At 39.5% G+C, this 14,891-nt stretch carries 26 protein-coding genes and 1 tRNA gene; 4 read left to right on the forward strand and 23 right to left on the reverse strand.

All coding sequences use genetic code 11. The features are described 5' to 3' along the window. Positions 1 to 46 precede the first annotated feature (46 nt). From rpsK to rplC, 23 genes are all read right to left on the reverse strand, one after another. The gene (rpsK, locus tag O5636_RS05795) at positions 47 to 439 is read right to left on the reverse strand and encodes a 30S ribosomal protein S11 (RefSeq protein ID WP_269621874.1); all 393 of its coding nucleotides are present in this window, start codon (positions 437 to 439) and stop codon (positions 47 to 49) included. Between the two features lie 71 nt (positions 440 to 510). Continuing rightward, positions 511 to 876, reverse strand: coding sequence for a 30S ribosomal protein S13 (rpsM, locus tag O5636_RS05800; protein ID WP_269621875.1), 366 nt, complete (start codon positions 874 to 876; stop codon positions 511 to 513). A gap of 118 nt (positions 877 to 994) precedes the next feature. Next, the gene (gene rpmJ, locus O5636_RS05805) at positions 995 to 1,111 is read right to left on the reverse strand and encodes a 50S ribosomal protein L36 (RefSeq protein WP_011125841.1); all 117 of its coding nucleotides are present in this window, start codon (positions 1,109 to 1,111) and stop codon (positions 995 to 997) included. A 46-nt stretch (positions 1,112 to 1,157) separates the two neighbouring features. Continuing rightward, positions 1,158 to 1,706 (reverse strand): adenylate kinase, encoded by a 549-nt coding sequence (locus tag O5636_RS05810; RefSeq protein ID WP_269621876.1) that lies wholly within the window; start codon positions 1,704 to 1,706, stop codon positions 1,158 to 1,160. A gap of 37 nt (positions 1,707 to 1,743) precedes the next feature. Continuing rightward, a complete protein-coding gene (gene secY, locus O5636_RS05815; RefSeq protein ID WP_269621877.1) occupies positions 1,744 to 3,063 on the reverse strand; it encodes a preprotein translocase subunit SecY in 1,320 nt (439 codons plus the stop codon). 71 nt (positions 3,064 to 3,134) lie between these two features. Then, positions 3,135 to 3,584 carry a 50S ribosomal protein L15 gene (gene rplO / locus O5636_RS05820; RefSeq protein ID WP_269621878.1) on the reverse strand — a complete coding sequence of 150 codons (450 nt, stop codon included), beginning with the start codon at positions 3,582 to 3,584 and terminating at the stop codon, positions 3,135 to 3,137. A gap of 5 nt (positions 3,585 to 3,589) precedes the next feature. After that, a complete protein-coding gene (gene rpsE / locus O5636_RS05825; protein WP_269621879.1) occupies positions 3,590 to 4,216 on the reverse strand; it encodes a 30S ribosomal protein S5 in 627 nt (208 codons plus the stop codon). A gap of 14 nt (positions 4,217 to 4,230) precedes the next feature. After that, on the reverse strand, positions 4,231 to 4,599 hold the full coding sequence (rplR, locus tag O5636_RS05830) for a 50S ribosomal protein L18 (RefSeq protein WP_269621880.1): 369 nt from the start codon (positions 4,597 to 4,599) through the stop codon (positions 4,231 to 4,233). 30 nt (positions 4,600 to 4,629) lie between these two features. Then, the gene (gene rplF / locus O5636_RS05835; protein ID WP_269621881.1) at positions 4,630 to 5,169 is read right to left on the reverse strand and encodes a 50S ribosomal protein L6; all 540 of its coding nucleotides are present in this window, start codon (positions 5,167 to 5,169) and stop codon (positions 4,630 to 4,632) included. 16 nt (positions 5,170 to 5,185) lie between these two features. Beyond that, entirely contained in the window at positions 5,186 to 5,587 is a 402-nt protein-coding gene (gene rpsH / locus O5636_RS05840; RefSeq protein ID WP_269621882.1) for a 30S ribosomal protein S8, read from the reverse strand. A 2-nt stretch (positions 5,588 to 5,589) separates the two neighbouring features. Further along, the gene (gene rplE, locus O5636_RS05845) at positions 5,590 to 6,129 is read right to left on the reverse strand and encodes a 50S ribosomal protein L5 (protein WP_269621883.1); all 540 of its coding nucleotides are present in this window, start codon (positions 6,127 to 6,129) and stop codon (positions 5,590 to 5,592) included. A gap of 84 nt (positions 6,130 to 6,213) precedes the next feature. Further along, positions 6,214 to 6,525 (reverse strand): 50S ribosomal protein L24, encoded by a 312-nt coding sequence (gene rplX, locus O5636_RS05850; protein WP_269623533.1) that lies wholly within the window; start codon positions 6,523 to 6,525, stop codon positions 6,214 to 6,216. Positions 6,526 to 6,570: 45 nt separating this feature from the next. Next, positions 6,571 to 6,936, reverse strand: a complete 366-nt coding sequence (rplN, locus tag O5636_RS05855) for a 50S ribosomal protein L14 (RefSeq protein ID WP_269621884.1) — start codon at positions 6,934 to 6,936, stop codon at positions 6,571 to 6,573. Continuing rightward, positions 6,933 to 7,199, reverse strand: coding sequence for a 30S ribosomal protein S17 (gene rpsQ, locus O5636_RS05860; protein WP_269621885.1), 267 nt, complete (start codon positions 7,197 to 7,199; stop codon positions 6,933 to 6,935). The genes rplN and rpsQ overlap by 4 nt, the downstream gene beginning before the upstream one ends. A gap of 14 nt (positions 7,200 to 7,213) precedes the next feature. Beyond that, a complete protein-coding gene (rpmC, locus tag O5636_RS05865; protein WP_269621886.1) occupies positions 7,214 to 7,426 on the reverse strand; it encodes a 50S ribosomal protein L29 in 213 nt (70 codons plus the stop codon). A gap of 4 nt (positions 7,427 to 7,430) precedes the next feature. Beyond that, positions 7,431 to 7,976 (reverse strand): 50S ribosomal protein L16, encoded by a 546-nt coding sequence (gene rplP, locus O5636_RS05870; RefSeq protein ID WP_269621887.1) that lies wholly within the window; start codon positions 7,974 to 7,976, stop codon positions 7,431 to 7,433. A 12-nt stretch (positions 7,977 to 7,988) separates the two neighbouring features. Next, entirely contained in the window at positions 7,989 to 8,720 is a 732-nt protein-coding gene (rpsC, locus tag O5636_RS05875; protein WP_269621888.1) for a 30S ribosomal protein S3, read from the reverse strand. Further along, complete coding sequence (gene rplV / locus O5636_RS05880; protein ID WP_420063789.1) at positions 8,720 to 9,100, reverse strand: 50S ribosomal protein L22; 381 nt, start codon at positions 9,098 to 9,100, stop codon at positions 8,720 to 8,722. The genes rpsC and rplV overlap by 1 nt, the downstream gene beginning before the upstream one ends. A gap of 2 nt (positions 9,101 to 9,102) precedes the next feature. Beyond that, complete coding sequence (rpsS, locus tag O5636_RS05885) at positions 9,103 to 9,378, reverse strand: 30S ribosomal protein S19 (protein WP_269621890.1); 276 nt, start codon at positions 9,376 to 9,378, stop codon at positions 9,103 to 9,105. Positions 9,379 to 9,413: 35 nt separating this feature from the next. After that, the gene (gene rplB / locus O5636_RS05890; protein ID WP_269621891.1) at positions 9,414 to 10,277 is read right to left on the reverse strand and encodes a 50S ribosomal protein L2; all 864 of its coding nucleotides are present in this window, start codon (positions 10,275 to 10,277) and stop codon (positions 9,414 to 9,416) included. Between the two features lie 2 nt (positions 10,278 to 10,279). Further along, on the reverse strand, positions 10,280 to 10,588 hold the full coding sequence (locus O5636_RS05895) for a 50S ribosomal protein L23 (RefSeq protein ID WP_269621892.1): 309 nt from the start codon (positions 10,586 to 10,588) through the stop codon (positions 10,280 to 10,282). Continuing rightward, positions 10,581 to 11,216 (reverse strand): 50S ribosomal protein L4, encoded by a 636-nt coding sequence (gene rplD / locus O5636_RS05900; RefSeq protein WP_269621893.1) that lies wholly within the window; start codon positions 11,214 to 11,216, stop codon positions 10,581 to 10,583. The genes O5636_RS05895 and rplD overlap by 8 nt, the downstream gene beginning before the upstream one ends. Beyond that, entirely contained in the window at positions 11,213 to 11,872 is a 660-nt protein-coding gene (rplC, locus tag O5636_RS05905) for a 50S ribosomal protein L3 (protein WP_269621895.1), read from the reverse strand. Before rplC ends, rplD begins: the two co-directional genes overlap by 4 nt. A 402-nt stretch (positions 11,873 to 12,274) precedes the next feature. Here rplC and ndhN point away from each other — a divergent pair, with 402 nt between their 5' ends. From ndhN to O5636_RS05925, 4 genes are all read left to right on the forward strand, one after another. Continuing rightward, complete coding sequence (gene ndhN, locus O5636_RS05910) at positions 12,275 to 12,736, forward strand: NAD(P)H-quinone oxidoreductase subunit N (protein WP_269621896.1); 462 nt, start codon at positions 12,275 to 12,277, stop codon at positions 12,734 to 12,736. A 10-nt stretch (positions 12,737 to 12,746) separates the two neighbouring features. After that, positions 12,747 to 13,775, forward strand: a complete 1,029-nt coding sequence (locus tag O5636_RS05915) for an LdpA C-terminal domain-containing domain (RefSeq protein ID WP_269623534.1) — start codon at positions 12,747 to 12,749, stop codon at positions 13,773 to 13,775. Positions 13,776 to 13,926: 151 nt separating this feature from the next. Further along, positions 13,927 to 13,998: transfer RNA gene (locus O5636_RS05920), tRNA-Gln, on the forward strand. Between the two features lie 16 nt (positions 13,999 to 14,014). Further along, the gene (locus O5636_RS05925) at positions 14,015 to 14,788 is read left to right on the forward strand and encodes an HAD family hydrolase (RefSeq protein WP_269621897.1); all 774 of its coding nucleotides are present in this window, start codon (positions 14,015 to 14,017) and stop codon (positions 14,786 to 14,788) included. The last annotated feature ends 103 nt before the right edge of the window (positions 14,789 to 14,891 follow it).

Here is a 14,891-nt window from a genome sequence, read left to right on the forward strand (position 1 = left end):
AATCAATAAATAGAGGGATAAAGAAATTTAGAATAATTGAAAAAGGTTAAACGCGCCTGCGCTTAGCTCTTCTACAACCATTGTGAGGTAGAGGTGTCACGTCACGTATTAGTGTGATCTCTAGACCAGCCACTTGCAAAGCGCGAATGGCGGTTTCACGACCAGAGCCTGGTCCTCTAACAAGGACCTCAATCTGTCGCATGCCTTGATCAACTGCTCTTCTCGCTGCAGCTTCTGCAGCAGTTTGAGCAGCAAATGGTGTACCTTTTCTAGCTCCTTTAAAGCCACTTGCACCAGCTGATGACCATGAAATAACTTCACCATTAGTATCAGTTATAGAAACAATTGTGTTATTAAAGGTGCTTTGAATATGCACAACTCCATTAGGGACATTGCGCTTATTCTTCTTTGAACCTGTTTTCTTTGCTGGAGTGGCCATTAGGGTGGGCCTGCTGGAGAAGTGGATAAGAGAAAGAAAGCCTTAGATAGCTAAGGCTTGGAAGCAAAAAATTATTTCTTTCTACCTGCAACTGTTTTACGAGAACCTCTACGAGTACGAGCATTTGTCCTAGTACGTTGACCTCGAACAGGAAGGCTCATTCGATGACGACGACCACGAAGACATCCTATGTCTTGCAATCGTTTCAAAGCCATTCCTTCCTGGCGACGCAAATCACCTTCAACAGTGAAGGATTCAGTTGCTGCTCTTAGTTTTTGAACATCACCATCATCTAAATCCTTAACACGTATATCAGGGTTTACCCCTGTTTTAGAAAGGATAGTCTGGGCTCGGGTTAAACCAATCCCATATATATAGGTGAGGGCAACCTCTACCCGTTTTTCACGGGGTATGTCGATGCCAGCGATTCTTGCCACTTAAACTTTGAATCGAAGATAAAGGTGAAATCACTCAAAGAGTGATTAATTAAACAATCTAAAGGAAAAGATCAACTAAAAACTAGCAACCATTTTCTTAAGAAATAAAGCCAAGGTTTTAGCCTTGACGCTGTTTGTGCTTTTGAGTAGCAGTGCAAATGACCATTACTCTGCCGTGGCGACGAATCACCCGACATTTTTCACACATTTTCTTGACTGAAGCGCGCACCTTCATATGGTGAGGCCCTCCATATTTGCAAACACAAATTTTACTACACCGTTCAATTTAATGCGTTTCTGATCCGACTTTTCACATCTTTTATGTTTCCACACCCTTCAACAGATCTTAAAATTCCTAAATTTTGATAGAAATTTATTAAAGGAGCCGTTTTTTCCCTATAGATACTCAACCTATTTCTTATAACTTCTGCATTGTCATCTTTTCTTCCTCGTGAGAGCAATCTATCAGTAAGGGTCTCATCATCTATTTCTATTAAAAGAACTGCTTTTATAGGCTGAACAATCTTTTCTAATAATTCTCCTAATAATTGTGCTTGAGCAAGATTCCGAGGAAAACCATCCAATAACCAGCCTTGACTACAATTTGAAAGCCTTTTCTTAACTATAGACAAAACAATGTCATCACTTACAAGTTCACCTCTATTCATAATCAATTCAGCCTCTTTACCCAAGTCAGTTCCCGCTGAAACTTCTTCTCGTAACAATTCTCCTGTGGATAAATGCAATAAACCGTGATCATTGCAAAGCAATTCTGCCTGAGTACCTTTGCCAGCTCCTGGAGGGCCTAAAAACAATAGTCGGTTCTGCATTTTATTAAATCAAGATAAAAGTTTAGATTGAATTAGATTATTGACGAACAAGACCCTCATACCTTTGTGAAATCACATAAGTTTGAACTTGTTTCGCTGTATCTATAGCAACACCAACGAGAATCAATAAAGATGTTGCTCCTAATCCCTGAAAAGTTTGAACATTAGTAGCACGTTCAACAGCAGCAGGAACAATTGCAACAGATCCTAAGAAAACACCCCCTAATAAAGTCAACCTATTTTGAACACCAGAGAGATATTTTGCAGTAGCACTTCCAGGGCGAACTCCTGGTATAGCAACACCACCCCGCTTTAGATTCGCTGCAATATCTATTGGATTGATTGTTAAAGAAGCATAAAAATATGCAAAGCCAAGAATTAAAGCAAAGAAGGTAATTGCATAAGGCCAAGGATTAGCTGCTCCTGGATTTAATGCACTAGCAGCTTTTATTAAAAAAGGATTCTTAGTAACATTTGCAATTGTAATAGGTAAAAAAATCAATGCAGAAGCAAAAATAATGGGCATTACCCCTCCAGCATTAAGTTTAAGAGGTAAATAACTTTGACGAGTGGGTAATAAAGCACTGCCTCCTATTTGTCTTTTAGCGCTTACAATTGGCAGTCTTCGAGCTCCCTCCTGAACAAAAATTATTCCAACAATGGTTATCAAAAAGACTATTAAAAGAACAATTATTCCAAAAACATCACTTCTATCACCTGTTTGGGCCTTTTCAATCGTAGAACTAAGTGCCTTAGGCAAAGTAGCCACAATATTCAAAAAAATTACTAAGGAAGCTCCCTGACCAATCCCTTTTTCAGTAATAATTTCACTTAACCACATCACAATCATTGAGCCTGTAACTAGCGCAATTGATGTTTGAACAACAAATGCAACCTCACTCAAATTCTCCACTGAATATTGTCTAAGAATTAATGCAAATACTAAGCTTTGCATTAGCCCCCAGCCTAAAGCTAAGTAACGAGTAATTTGAGAAATTTTTCTCCGACCAGCTTCCCCTTCATTTTTTTGTAAATCTTCCAACTGAGGTAATGCAGCCGTAAGAAGCTGAATAATAATCGAAGCATTAATAAAGGGAAGAATTCCAAGCGCAAAAATCCCAAGAGTTGAAATACCTCCTCCAGTAAATATGTCCAAAAAACCAATAAGCTGTCCTCCTTGTTGAATAAATTCTTTAAAAGCTTCCCTATCTATGCCAGGGACTGGAATATAAATACCTAGTCTCACAAAAAAAAGAAGGCCTAAAGTTATTAATACTCTCCCTCTAAGCTCCTTATTGAGAATTAACTGAGTAATTACTTCCGATGCACTTGGATTTCTACCTCTTGTAACAAGCATGAACTGATCTAAGGAAATTTCAAGCTAATAAAATAATTTTAATAAATTAAAGTTTATCTTTACCATATTTGCTAAAAACTCTCACACGAGCCTCCAGCAGCTTCGATTTTTTGTTGTGCAGATTTAGTAAAAGAAGAAGCTTGAACTGTCAATTTCACTTTCAAATTACCATTGCCCAAAACCTTTAATGGATTCTTAGGACTAGTAACAATACCTGCTTTAACTAGAGAGTCAAGATTGACAACTGTTCCTTCTTTTAAATCATTTAAAGCAGAAACATTAATGATTGTAAAGGATTTTGGATTGATTAAAGGAAAGTGCTTCAACTTAGGAACGCGTCTATATAAAGGCATTTGGCCTCCTTCAAAGCCAGGTCGAGTTGGCCTTCCAGATCTAGATTTTTGTCCTCGCATACCAAAGCCACAACTGGCTCCCTGTCCAGCAGAAATACCTCTGCCTTTCCTCAACTTGGGCTTACGTGCACCCTTATTTGATTTTAAAGATTCAAGTTTAAAAGTCATGGTTTTCAAGAATAAATCTGTTCTAGGGATATACCCCGTTCTTTTGCAGTGGCTTTATGAGTACGCAATTCCCCCAATGCAACCATTGCAGCCCTTGCATTATTCAAAGGTGTTTTACTACCTAATCTCTTAGCTAAAACATTTTTTATTCCAGCAAGTTCTAAAACTGTACGAATAGAACCTCCAGCAATAACACCTGTACCAGGGGCAGCAGGGCGGATCAAAACACTAGCTGCCCCATCTCTTCCATTAGAAAGTGTAGGGATAGAACTACTAGAGGTTAAAGGAACTCTAACAAGATTCTTTTTTCCATCTGCAACACCTTTTCTTACGGCTCCTATAACATCTCCTGCCTTTCCTACTCCAACTCCTACTTGACCTTTTTCATTGCCCACTACAACAATTGCTCTAAAACTCATCTTTTTACCACCTTTAACAGTTTTAGAAACTCTGCGAATCTGAATAACTCTTTCCTGCCATTCAGAATCCCTTTCCTGATTCCTCCTGTCAGAACGTCTTCCTTTGCGGTCTCCACGATTACTTTTTCTTTGCTCTTGTTGCTGTCCTTCTGCAGCAGAAGGGGCTGAAGCACCTTGTTCTTTTGTTTTGCCTTTTGATTTAGTATCGGTCATTTGTAAAACAATAATCAGAATGTAAGACCTGCTTGACGCGCAGCCTCTGCTAGAGCCTTAACTCTACCGTGATAAATACTGCCCCCTCTGTCAAAAACAACTTGCTTTATACCCTTTTCGAGAGCACGCTGTGCAAGAAGTTTTCCGACAGAAGAAGAAGCAGCACAAGTACCTGGATTAACTTTACTATCCGCACGGAGCTCCTTCTCAAGTGTTGAAGCGGCACAAAGAGTGTTTTGAGCTAAATCATCAATAATCTGAGCATAAATATGGTTGTTAGAACGAAAAACAGCAAGCCTAGGACGCTGCTCTGTTCCACTCAAAAAACGACGAAGACGTTTATGCCGCTTTTGAGTTTTCTGTTTTCTAGAAAGAGTTGTCATAATTAAAAAAGAAAATGGAATAGAGATAAATTATTTTTTACCTGACTTACCAGCTTTTCTAATAATACGTTCACCATCATATTTAATTCCTTTACCTTTATAAGGCTCTGGAGGACGAATACTGCGGATTTTGGCAGCTTCATTGCCAACCAATTCTTTATCGATACCACTAATTAATACACTAGTATTATTTTCAACTTTAAATGTAATTCCAGAAGGAGGAATAACCTCAACAGGGTGGCTATACCCTGCACTCACAACAAGATTCTTACCCTTTACCTGTGCTCTGGAACCTACTCCGACAATCTCTAACTTCTTTGAATAACCATTGCTTACCCCTTCAACCATATTGGCAATTAAAGTTCTAGAAAGTCCATGAAGTTCGCGAGATTTTCTCTTATCACTCTCTGCAGAAACAACTATAGAGCCTTGATCCTGACTAATCAGGACTCCTTCAGGAAGAGTTCTACTTAATTCTCCTTTAGGCCCTTTAACGGTTACTAAAAGCCCATCTAATGTGACAGCAACCTTTTCAGGGACAGGAATGGGTTTTTTACCAATGCGAGACATAATAAAAAGCTCCTGATTAATAGACGTAGCAGAGAACTTCTCCGCCAATGCCCTGTTTACGAGCATCTCGATCACTCATGACCCCTTTAGAAGTAGAAATAATTGCAACTCCTAAACCACCTAAAACCTTTGGCAAACCACGATTATTTTTATAAATTCTCAATCCAGGTTTACTTACTCTTTTCATCGAACGAATGGTTGGATGACGATGCTTACCGCTGTACTTCAATTGGAGAATAAGATGTTTCTGCACACCTTCTCCTTCTTCACTAATTTGAGAGATAAAGCCTTCATTCTGAAGGACTTTTGCAATACTCCTAGACATTCTAGAAGCAGGAACACGAGTGTTTTCGTGTCGTTTTTCACTCGCATTTCTAATACGAGTAAGCATATCTGAAATCGGATCGTGATTAGCCATAATCAATTACTCCTGAAAGGCATTCCCATCTCCTTGAGAAGAGCGCGGCCCTCCTCATCGGTATTGGCACTTGTAACTATCGTGATATCCATACCTCTAATTGCATCTATTTTATCAAACGAAATTTCAGGGAAGATGAGCTGCTCCTTTACCCCTATCGAAAAATTTCCACGCCCATCAAAACTTCTAGGACTAACACCTCTAAAGTCTCTAATTCTTGGTAAAGCAAGATTAATCAATCGCTCAAGAAATGCATACATTCTTTCACCTCTCAATGTAACCGCACAGCCGATTGGCATTCCTTGACGAATCTTAAATCCAGCAATGGCTTTTTTGGCCCTCGTCACAAGAGCTTTCTGCCCGGTTATTGTTGACATTTCAGAAAGAGAAGCTTCTAAAGATTTTGAATTTTGAGCAGCTTCACCTAAGCCTCTATTAACGTTGATTTTGACAACCTTAGGGACTTGATGAATATTAGAAAATCCTAAATCTTTCAATAATTTAGGCCTAATAGTTTCTCGATAACGATTTTTTAGTGACATGATTGATTGGTAGTTAATTCTGGTCTTTGTCAGAATTGAGATGAGCTTGGTGTAAACAGAAAACACACTGGCCAAACAGATGAATTAATCAAGCAATTCACCAGTTTTTTTGAGTCGCCTTTTTTTTGTGCCATCTTTATCAACAAAAACTTCAAGACGACTAGCGACTTTTTTCTTAGTTGAATAAACCATGACGTTAGATGCATGCAATGATGCTTCCTCGGTCACGATTCGACCTGATTCTCCTTCTTGAGTTGGCTTCTCATGACGAGTTCTTAAATTCACACCTTGAACAATTACACGGTTTTGAATCGGTAAGGTTTTTAAAACCTCTCCTGTTTTTCCTTTCTCTTTACCATTGATAACCTGAACTGTATCTCCCTTACGAATTCGCATCTTGATAGGTAAAGCTGGTTTTTTGGTTTGTTTAACGTTGAACATTTAAATAACCTCCGGAGCAAGGGAAACAATTTTCGTGAAGTTTCTTTCTCGCAACTCACGGGCAACTGGGCCAAAAACCCTTGTTCCCCGAGGATTTTTATCCTCGTTAATCAATACAGCCGCATTATCATCAAAGCGAATAGAGTTACCAGAATTTCTTCGCAGAGTTGCTTTTGTGCGAACAACAACTGCCTTAACAACATCTGATTTTTTAACGCCCATATTAGGAACTGCATCCTTCACCGCAGCAACTATCACATCTCCAACATGAGCATATCGACGATTGGAGCCAAGCACACGAATGCACTGCAGTCGTCTTGCTCCACTATTGTCAGCAACAGTAAGATAAGACTCTTGTTGAATCATTTTGCTGCCTCCTGTTCTTGCTTAGTGGATTTAACAACTTCAGCAACAGTCCATCTCTTAGTTGCACTAAGAGGACGAGTTTCAGTAATTCGAACTCTGTCACCAATTTTGCAATTATTTTCAGCATCATGAACTTTATACCGAGTGGTTCTACTAACTGTTTTTTGATAGATGGGATGAGGGAAGCGATTAACTACCGCAACAACAACTGTTTTGTCCATCTTGTCACTAACAACAGTGCCTAACCTTTCCTTAAGAGCCATGGTTTTAAAAGATTTTAGGTTTTAGATGTTGAGCGACTTCGCTCGCTCTGAATCGTTAGTAGCTGAGCCAATTGGACACGAGCTTTCTTAAAACGATGAGTTTCTGTTAACTGCCTGGTAGCAAGCTGAAATCGAAGATCAAACAGCTCACGTCGTGTGAGGTCAATCTTTTCTTTGATTTCACTATCAGAAAGCTGATTAACATCTGATTTTTCTAATTCAGCCATGAATTTAAGACTCCAAAGTAGAAACTGATGTACTCCCAGGGGTATTAACACTCTCTTCAGAAGCTTTTATATCTTCATTAGAGGTTGAAATTTCTTGGCTAGAAGATGGCTTGCCCATTTGAGAAGGTTTTTGACCTTCTTCCAAAGCCAGAAATTTTGTTTTTATTGGAAGTTTGTACTGTGCTAATCGCATTGCCTCCCTAGCAATTGATTCAGTAATTTCCTCTCCACCCATTTCAAAAAGGATTCGTCCAGGCTTAATTACTGCAACCCAGAATTCAGGGTTACCTTTACCAGAGCCCATCCTGGTTTCCGCAGCCCTCATGGTGACAGGTTTATCTGGAAAAATTCGAATCCAGATCTGACCTCCCCTTTTTACATAACGAGTCATCGCTCGTCTACTTGCTTCTATTTGTCTAGAAGTAATCCAGCCACATTCTTGGGCTTGCAAAGCAAACTGACCAAAAGCAATTTTATTGCCTCTAGTAGCAATACCTCTCATTCGGCCACGTTGTTGTTTGCGGAATTTAGTTCGTTTTGGACTAAGCATGTTTATACCTCCCTATTTACCTTCATTAGATCTATCCTCAAATTGTTGAGGCCTACGATTACCTTTCCTGCGAGGACTTGCGCCAACAGGTAAAGGCTGCTCTTCTTTTGAAAGAACTTCACCTTTGAAAACCCATACTTTAATTCCAAGAACTCCATAAGTAGTATTTGCAGTCTTATTGGCATAATCAATCTCAGCTCTTAGTGTATGAAGTGGGACACGACCTTCCCTAGTCCATTCCGATCGGGCAATTTCTGCGCCATTTAAACGTCCACCAACTTGGATTTTAAGTCCTAGCACGCCTGCCCTTTGAGCTCGTTGAACAGCCATCCGAATAGTTCTACGAAAGGCTACTCTCTTCTCCAATTGTTGAGCTATATATTCAGCCAAGAGATGAGCGTCGGCATCAACTCGCTCAATTTCAACAACATTAATTCGAACCTGTCTATTGCGATCACCAATTGTTTTTTGAATTCCAGACCTGAGTTCTTCAATACCACTGCCCTGCCTACCAACTATTACACCTGGTCGAGCAGTCTTTAATTCAACTTCCAATTGATCTGCTTTTCGCGCTATTAAAACATCACTGATACCAGCCGCTCCATATTTCTTCTGAATAAAAACTCTAATCCTATCGTCTTCTTGTAGAAGTAATGGATAAGTCTTACTGGATGCATACCAACGAGAACGATGCTCCTGAGTAATTCCTAAACGCAATCCATTCGGATGAATTTTGTGTCCCATTAGTTTGAAGCCTCCGAGGTTATTGATTCAGTAGCAGGAGCCACAACAATACTGATATGGCAAGTTTGTTTTTTAATCGCAAATGCTCTGCCCTGAGCTCTTGGCCGATAACGTTTCATTGAAGGTCCCATGTCTGCAGAAGCAGTTTTAACAATTAATGATGAAGGATCTAACCCAAGATTATTCTCAGCATTTGCTACTGCAGATCTAAGGACTTTGGTAATAGGTCCGGTAGAACGATAAGGCATGAACTCAAGCATTATCAAAGCATCACGATAAGTTCTGCCACGAATTTGATCTAAAACTCGTCGAACTTTAGACACTGATCCTCGAATGAAACGTCCATGCGCCTTAGAAATAGAAAGTGATGAATCAGTCATCATTAACGGCCTCCTTTTTTATCTTTCATATGACCTCTGTAAGTCCTAGTAGGAGCAAATTCGCCCAATTTGTGACCTACCATTTGTTCCGTAATAAAGACAGGTATATGGGTTTTGCCGTTATGTACAGCAATTGTATGACCTATCATCATTGGAAGAATCGTAGAAGATCTTGACCAAGTTTTAATGACTGATTTGTCATTATCATCATTTTGTTTTTCAACCTTTTTAAGTAGGCTGTCGGCAATGAAAGGGCCTTTTTTAAGTGAACGTCCCATGGAGAATTAAGAGAAATACATGACGATGAAGAAGATCAAGAATCACGCCCTCCTCGACTACGTTTGGAGACTCGACGACGTTTCCTTAGAACAAACTTATTACTAGGTTTGTTACGCTTGCGGGTCTTTAATCCAAGAGCTGGCTTACCCCAAGGAGTTACAGGACCAGCTCGACCAACTGGTGCTCTACCCTCACCTCCACCATGTGGGTGATCACAAGGATTCATTACACTGCCGCGAACCTGAGGCCGTCTACCTAGCCAACGTCGTCGGCCAGCTTTGCCCAAACTTGTATTCCTAATTTCTGAATTACCAACTTCTCCAAGAGTTGCATAGCATTCCGATCTAACAAGCCGAACTTCTGTGGAAGGAAGCTTTAAAGCTACATAATCGCCTTCTTTTGCCATTACTTGAGCACTTGCACCTGCTGAACGCACCATTTGAGCCCCTCTGCCTGGATATAACTCAACACAATGAACACTTGATCCTAAAGGAATTGAAGACAGAGGCATTGCATTCCCTACTTCTATAGGAACCTTCTTGCCGGATATTAATTCTTGACCAACAAGAATCCCTGCAGGGGCAAGTATATATCTTTTTTCACCATCTCTATAAAATAGTAATGCCAAACGAGCATTGCGATGTGGATCATAATGAATAGCTGCCACCTTGGCCGCTATGTCATGTTTATTTCTACGGAAATCAACGATCCTATATTGCCTCTTATGACCACCACCACGATGCCGACAAGTAATAACACCTCTATTATTTCTTCCTTTCAAACGATGTTTAGAAACAACTAAAGAACGTTCGGGCTTTCGACTAGTAACCTCATTGAAATCGGTTACAACTCGTGTACGGGTGCCAGGCGTATAGGGACGGAAAGTACGGATTGCCATTTTTAACTTTCAGAATCAGGGAATAATTTGATTGAATTACCTTCAGCCAATCTGACAACAGCCTTCTTGATTTGGGCTCTTTTACCAGAAAAACGACCGACTCTTCGGCTGCGTCTTGGGGGATTCATTGTACTAATACCTATTACCTTTACATCAAAAAGCTGTTCTATTGCAGCCTTGATATCAGGTTTTGCAGCACGTGGATCAACTTCAAAAGTGTACTGATTAATATCCAGAGCTTTGGTAGCTTTCTCAGTGATCAGCGGACGACGAATCACATCTGCAAGTCTTTGATTAAACATTTCAGTCATCTCCATATACCTCTTGAATTTTTGCTATGGCATCCTCGCCAATAATCAAGGAATTCGCATTTAATAAATCAAAAACGTTTAGATGTTCTGCAGAAATCAACTTAACTTTTTCTAAGTTCCTAACAGATCGTCTAATAATCTCAGAAGGTTGATAGAGGATAATCAGCACTTTCGACTCAGAAGAAATACCCAAACGCAAAAGGAAATCTTTTATTTCCTTAGTTTTAGGGACGGAAAGTTCGGCTCCAAAATCTTTAACAGCTTTGACCTCATTAAATCTTGCCATTAAAGCAGTCCTTAAAGCCAAACGCCTCTCTTTACGATTCATACCAAGATTGTATTTTCTTGGTTTAGGACCAAAAATTATTCCACCTCCTGGGCGTAAAGGAGTTCTTATCGAACCTTGCCTAGCTCGTCCAGTACCTTTTTGCTTATAAGGCTTGCGGCCACCTCCTCTAACCTCAGAACGAGTCAAAGTACTTGCATTACCTTGGCGAGAATGTGCTTGTTGACGTAAGACCGCCCTGTGCATCAAATCACGTGCAGTACTTTCTTTTGCAACTTTCAAATCAAGGCTTGCCTTTCCAGTTTCTTTACCTTGCCAATCGAGAAGCGAACACTTGGTCATGACTTACCTCCTGTTGACACATTTAACCCCACTCGATTTGCAGGCCGAATATTAAGTAAAGAACCAGGTTTTCCTGGAACAGAACCCTTGACTACTAAGAGGTTGTGATCACTATCAATTTTCATAATCATAAGGCCTCTCGTTGTAATCTTTTTCCCTCCATACCTACCTGCCATTCGCTTGCCTGGATAAATCCTTCCAGGTGTTGTACCAGCACCAGTAGAACCAGGCTGGCGATGATTTTTTGAACCATGACTCATTGGTCCTCGACTAAATCCATGCCTTTTTTGATAACCCGCAAAACCTCTACCCATACTTGTTCCACTAACATCTACTTTTTGACCAGTCTCAAAATTAGACACTGTTATTTGATCTCCTAATTCATATTTACCCAAATCTTCAACTCTATATTCACGGAGATAACGAAGAAGATCCTGGCCTGATTTTGATAAATGACCCTGAAAAGGCTTATTTACAAGCTTTTCTCTAACAGCACCAAAAGCAATCTGAACAGCAGAATAACCATCAGTAGCTGCGGTTTTAATTTGTGTGATGCGACATGGGCCAGCTTGTATCAAAGTGACTGGTATAGCCATGCCAGTATCATCAAAAAATTGGGACATTCCCAACTTTTTACCTAGGATGCCAATTGACATAAAACAAATAAAGCCAGCTGGTTAAATTCCCATAATTGAGAATTGAATGGATTATTTGGCTAAATTACACACCCTTGGAAAAAGCTAAAAAATTAGCCTAAAAAATTAGGAACTTAAAATTCTTCTTCGTATAGGGCTAGCAAAAAACCAACTGGTGGAGACTTAGTCAAATTAAAAAATAATTCGATTAGTTTCTCGACAGCAAGGAGTAAACCTTTCTGTTCTAACCAAATAGAACCAACGCAAACGCTGGAACCACACTATTTACTGGAGGCCCGGCTAGCATACGGGCACAGAAAAATACTGCGATTAACTAGGATACACCAATGCCCCCCTTTAAAGATTTCCAAATAACTGCAAAACTATATATATATAGATATAAATAAAATCCATTTAAATAAAATGCCTCTTTTGCTAACTGGTCAAAAATTTAGAAAAGAACTTGAGGCTTATGGCTGTCTTGCAATAAAAACCCCCTTAGAAGGTGGATCTGAAACAAGATTATTAAGACGTCTTAAAATAGCTGGCTATCGAACGCAGATCCTCTCCGTAAGAGGTTTGGGGGATCCAGAAGTTTTTCTCTTGAAACTACATGGAATAAGGCCACCTCATTTAGGGCATCAAAACGTAGGACGCAATGGGGCATTAGGAGAAGTTCAACAAGTTATACCTCAAGTCCATGAATTACTAGCAACAAAACAACCTGTTGTACTTTGGTTGCTAGAAGGTCAAGTCTTATCTGATTCTGAATTGCTTTCCTTATGTGATGTATGTGAAAAAGATTCTAAATTGAAAATGGTAGTAGAAATGGGAGGTGCAAGAGCATTGGAATGGCAATCAATGCGGAACTTTATCAATCAATAATTCCCAACAATTGAACCAAAATTATTGCTCTAATGAAATAGCGCTTCGTCATGGGAACTGGGTCAAACTCATTTGTGGGGCAAGCAATGAAGACCTGCCTTCCATTACGGACTTATGTGCTATTTATGCAGCTGCAGGAGTGAACTGTGTAGATGTAGCAGCGGATTTAGCAGTTGCAACAGCTGCCAAAGAAGGACTGGAATGGGCAAAATCTAAATTAGGCAATAAGCCCTGGTTAATGCTTTCTATAAGCGATGGTAAAGATCTTCATTTTAGAAAAGCTTTTTTTAATCCAGAATCCTGTCCCCCAGAATGTTCAAAACCATGCATAAAAGTATGCCCAGCTAACGCAATTGAAGAAGATAAAGGAATCATTCCAGATCGTTGTTACGGCTGTGGCCGTTGTTTACCAGTCTGTCCTTTAGATCTCATCCAAGAAAAAGATAATCTGTTGCAAATTCAAGACTTGGGCCATCTAATCTCAAAAACAAACCCAGATGCCATTGAAATTCATACTGCTCCAGGGCGAATAAATGAATTTGAGGATGCCGTAAAAACAATTGTTCAATCAAATATTGACTTAAAAAGAATTGCAGTTAGTTGCGGCTTGGAAGGCCATGGGATTACAGCCTATGACCTCTCACAAGAATTATGGTCCAGGCATGAATGTTTAAGGCGTTACAAACAAAAGCCCCTCTGGCAACTAGATGGACGACCTATGACAGGAGATCTAGGACGTAGCAGTGCCAAGTCAGCAATTTCACTATTCAAAAAAATTCATGCATTAGCACCGCCTGGACCTCTTCAATTAGCTGGGGGGACAAATGCATATACCATTGATTATCTTGAGAACCAAAATGGAATTGCAGGAATCGCTTTTGGTGGAATAGCTAGAAAATTAATTCAACCTTTCTTAACAGAAGCTAAAGCTCAAAATAAAAAGCTGATTGAATGGCCAGAGGGTTGGGAAAAAGCACTCAAATTAGCCAAGGAACTCATAAACCCATGGCTAAAAAATCAATATTCGACCACGCATTAACTCACACGGCTGATCAAAAAGCCCCATAAACAGAACCAAGCTAATCAATTGATGAAAATCATGTGGTGATGAGATGCACGTTGTTAATCCACAATGTGCAATTATTTTGTATAACTAGAGAGTAGAGTTTACTCAAAGACTCAACCCTCAATGGGGCGTCGCCAAGCGGTAAGGCAGCGGGTTTTGGTCTCGCCATTCCTAGGTTCGAATCCTAGCGCCCCAGTTTTATTAATCTTTTTGTGACACTGCAACCAATTTTGGTTTTCGACTTTGATGGAGTCATTGTCGATGGACTTCTGGAATATTGGAGTAGTTCTAGACAGGCCTGCCTGCAAATGCTGGAAGGAAATCATAACTTTAAATTACCTCATGATATTCCTAATGCTTTTAAACAAATACGGCCTTGGGTCAACCATGGTTGGGAAATGGTTCTACTTGCAGCAGAGCTAATGGACTTAAATAGTTCATTAGTAATTAATGGTGCAAAAAGTTTTACCGATGAATATAAAAAAAATTGTGATAATGCCCTCAGCAAATGGGGATGGAATCCACAAGAATTACAAAAATCTCTTGATAATGTAAGACAACAAGCTCTGAAAGATAACAAAGAGAAATGGTTAGCTAGTCATAAAGCATTCTCTGGGGTAGTAGATAGACTAAATTGCCTCAAAGATGAAAATATTGCTTTTGCTATCTTGACAACTAAAAGTGCAGCATTTACTTCAGAACTATTAATACATTTAAACCTGCACCCTACACTTTTATATGGTTACGAATCAGGCACAAAGTCTGAGGTCTTATTTCATATTTCTAAAGAACATCTTATAAAAGGATTCATAGAAGATAGAAGAGTGACTCTAGAAACAATTTTGAACACTCCAGGAATAAATTCAATACCTTGCTATTTAGCTAATTGGGGGTATCTAAAACCTAATGATTCAATCAACCTTCCTTCAGGAATCCATTTACTCAAAACAAAAACTTTAATGTCCCCATTAGCAAACTGGCCTTGACTCATTAGCGTACGTCTGTACTAATAGAGGGGGTAGATGGAAAATCGATGGTTCTGTATACCATTCTCATTCAAATTTACAACTTATCTCTTAATTCACACAA

Origin of the sequence: Prochlorococcus marinus str. MIT 0918 (assembly GCF_027359415.1) — a bacterium.
GTDB classification, from domain to species: Bacteria; Cyanobacteriota; Cyanobacteriia; order PCC-6307; family Cyanobiaceae; genus Prochlorococcus_E; species Prochlorococcus_E marinus_C.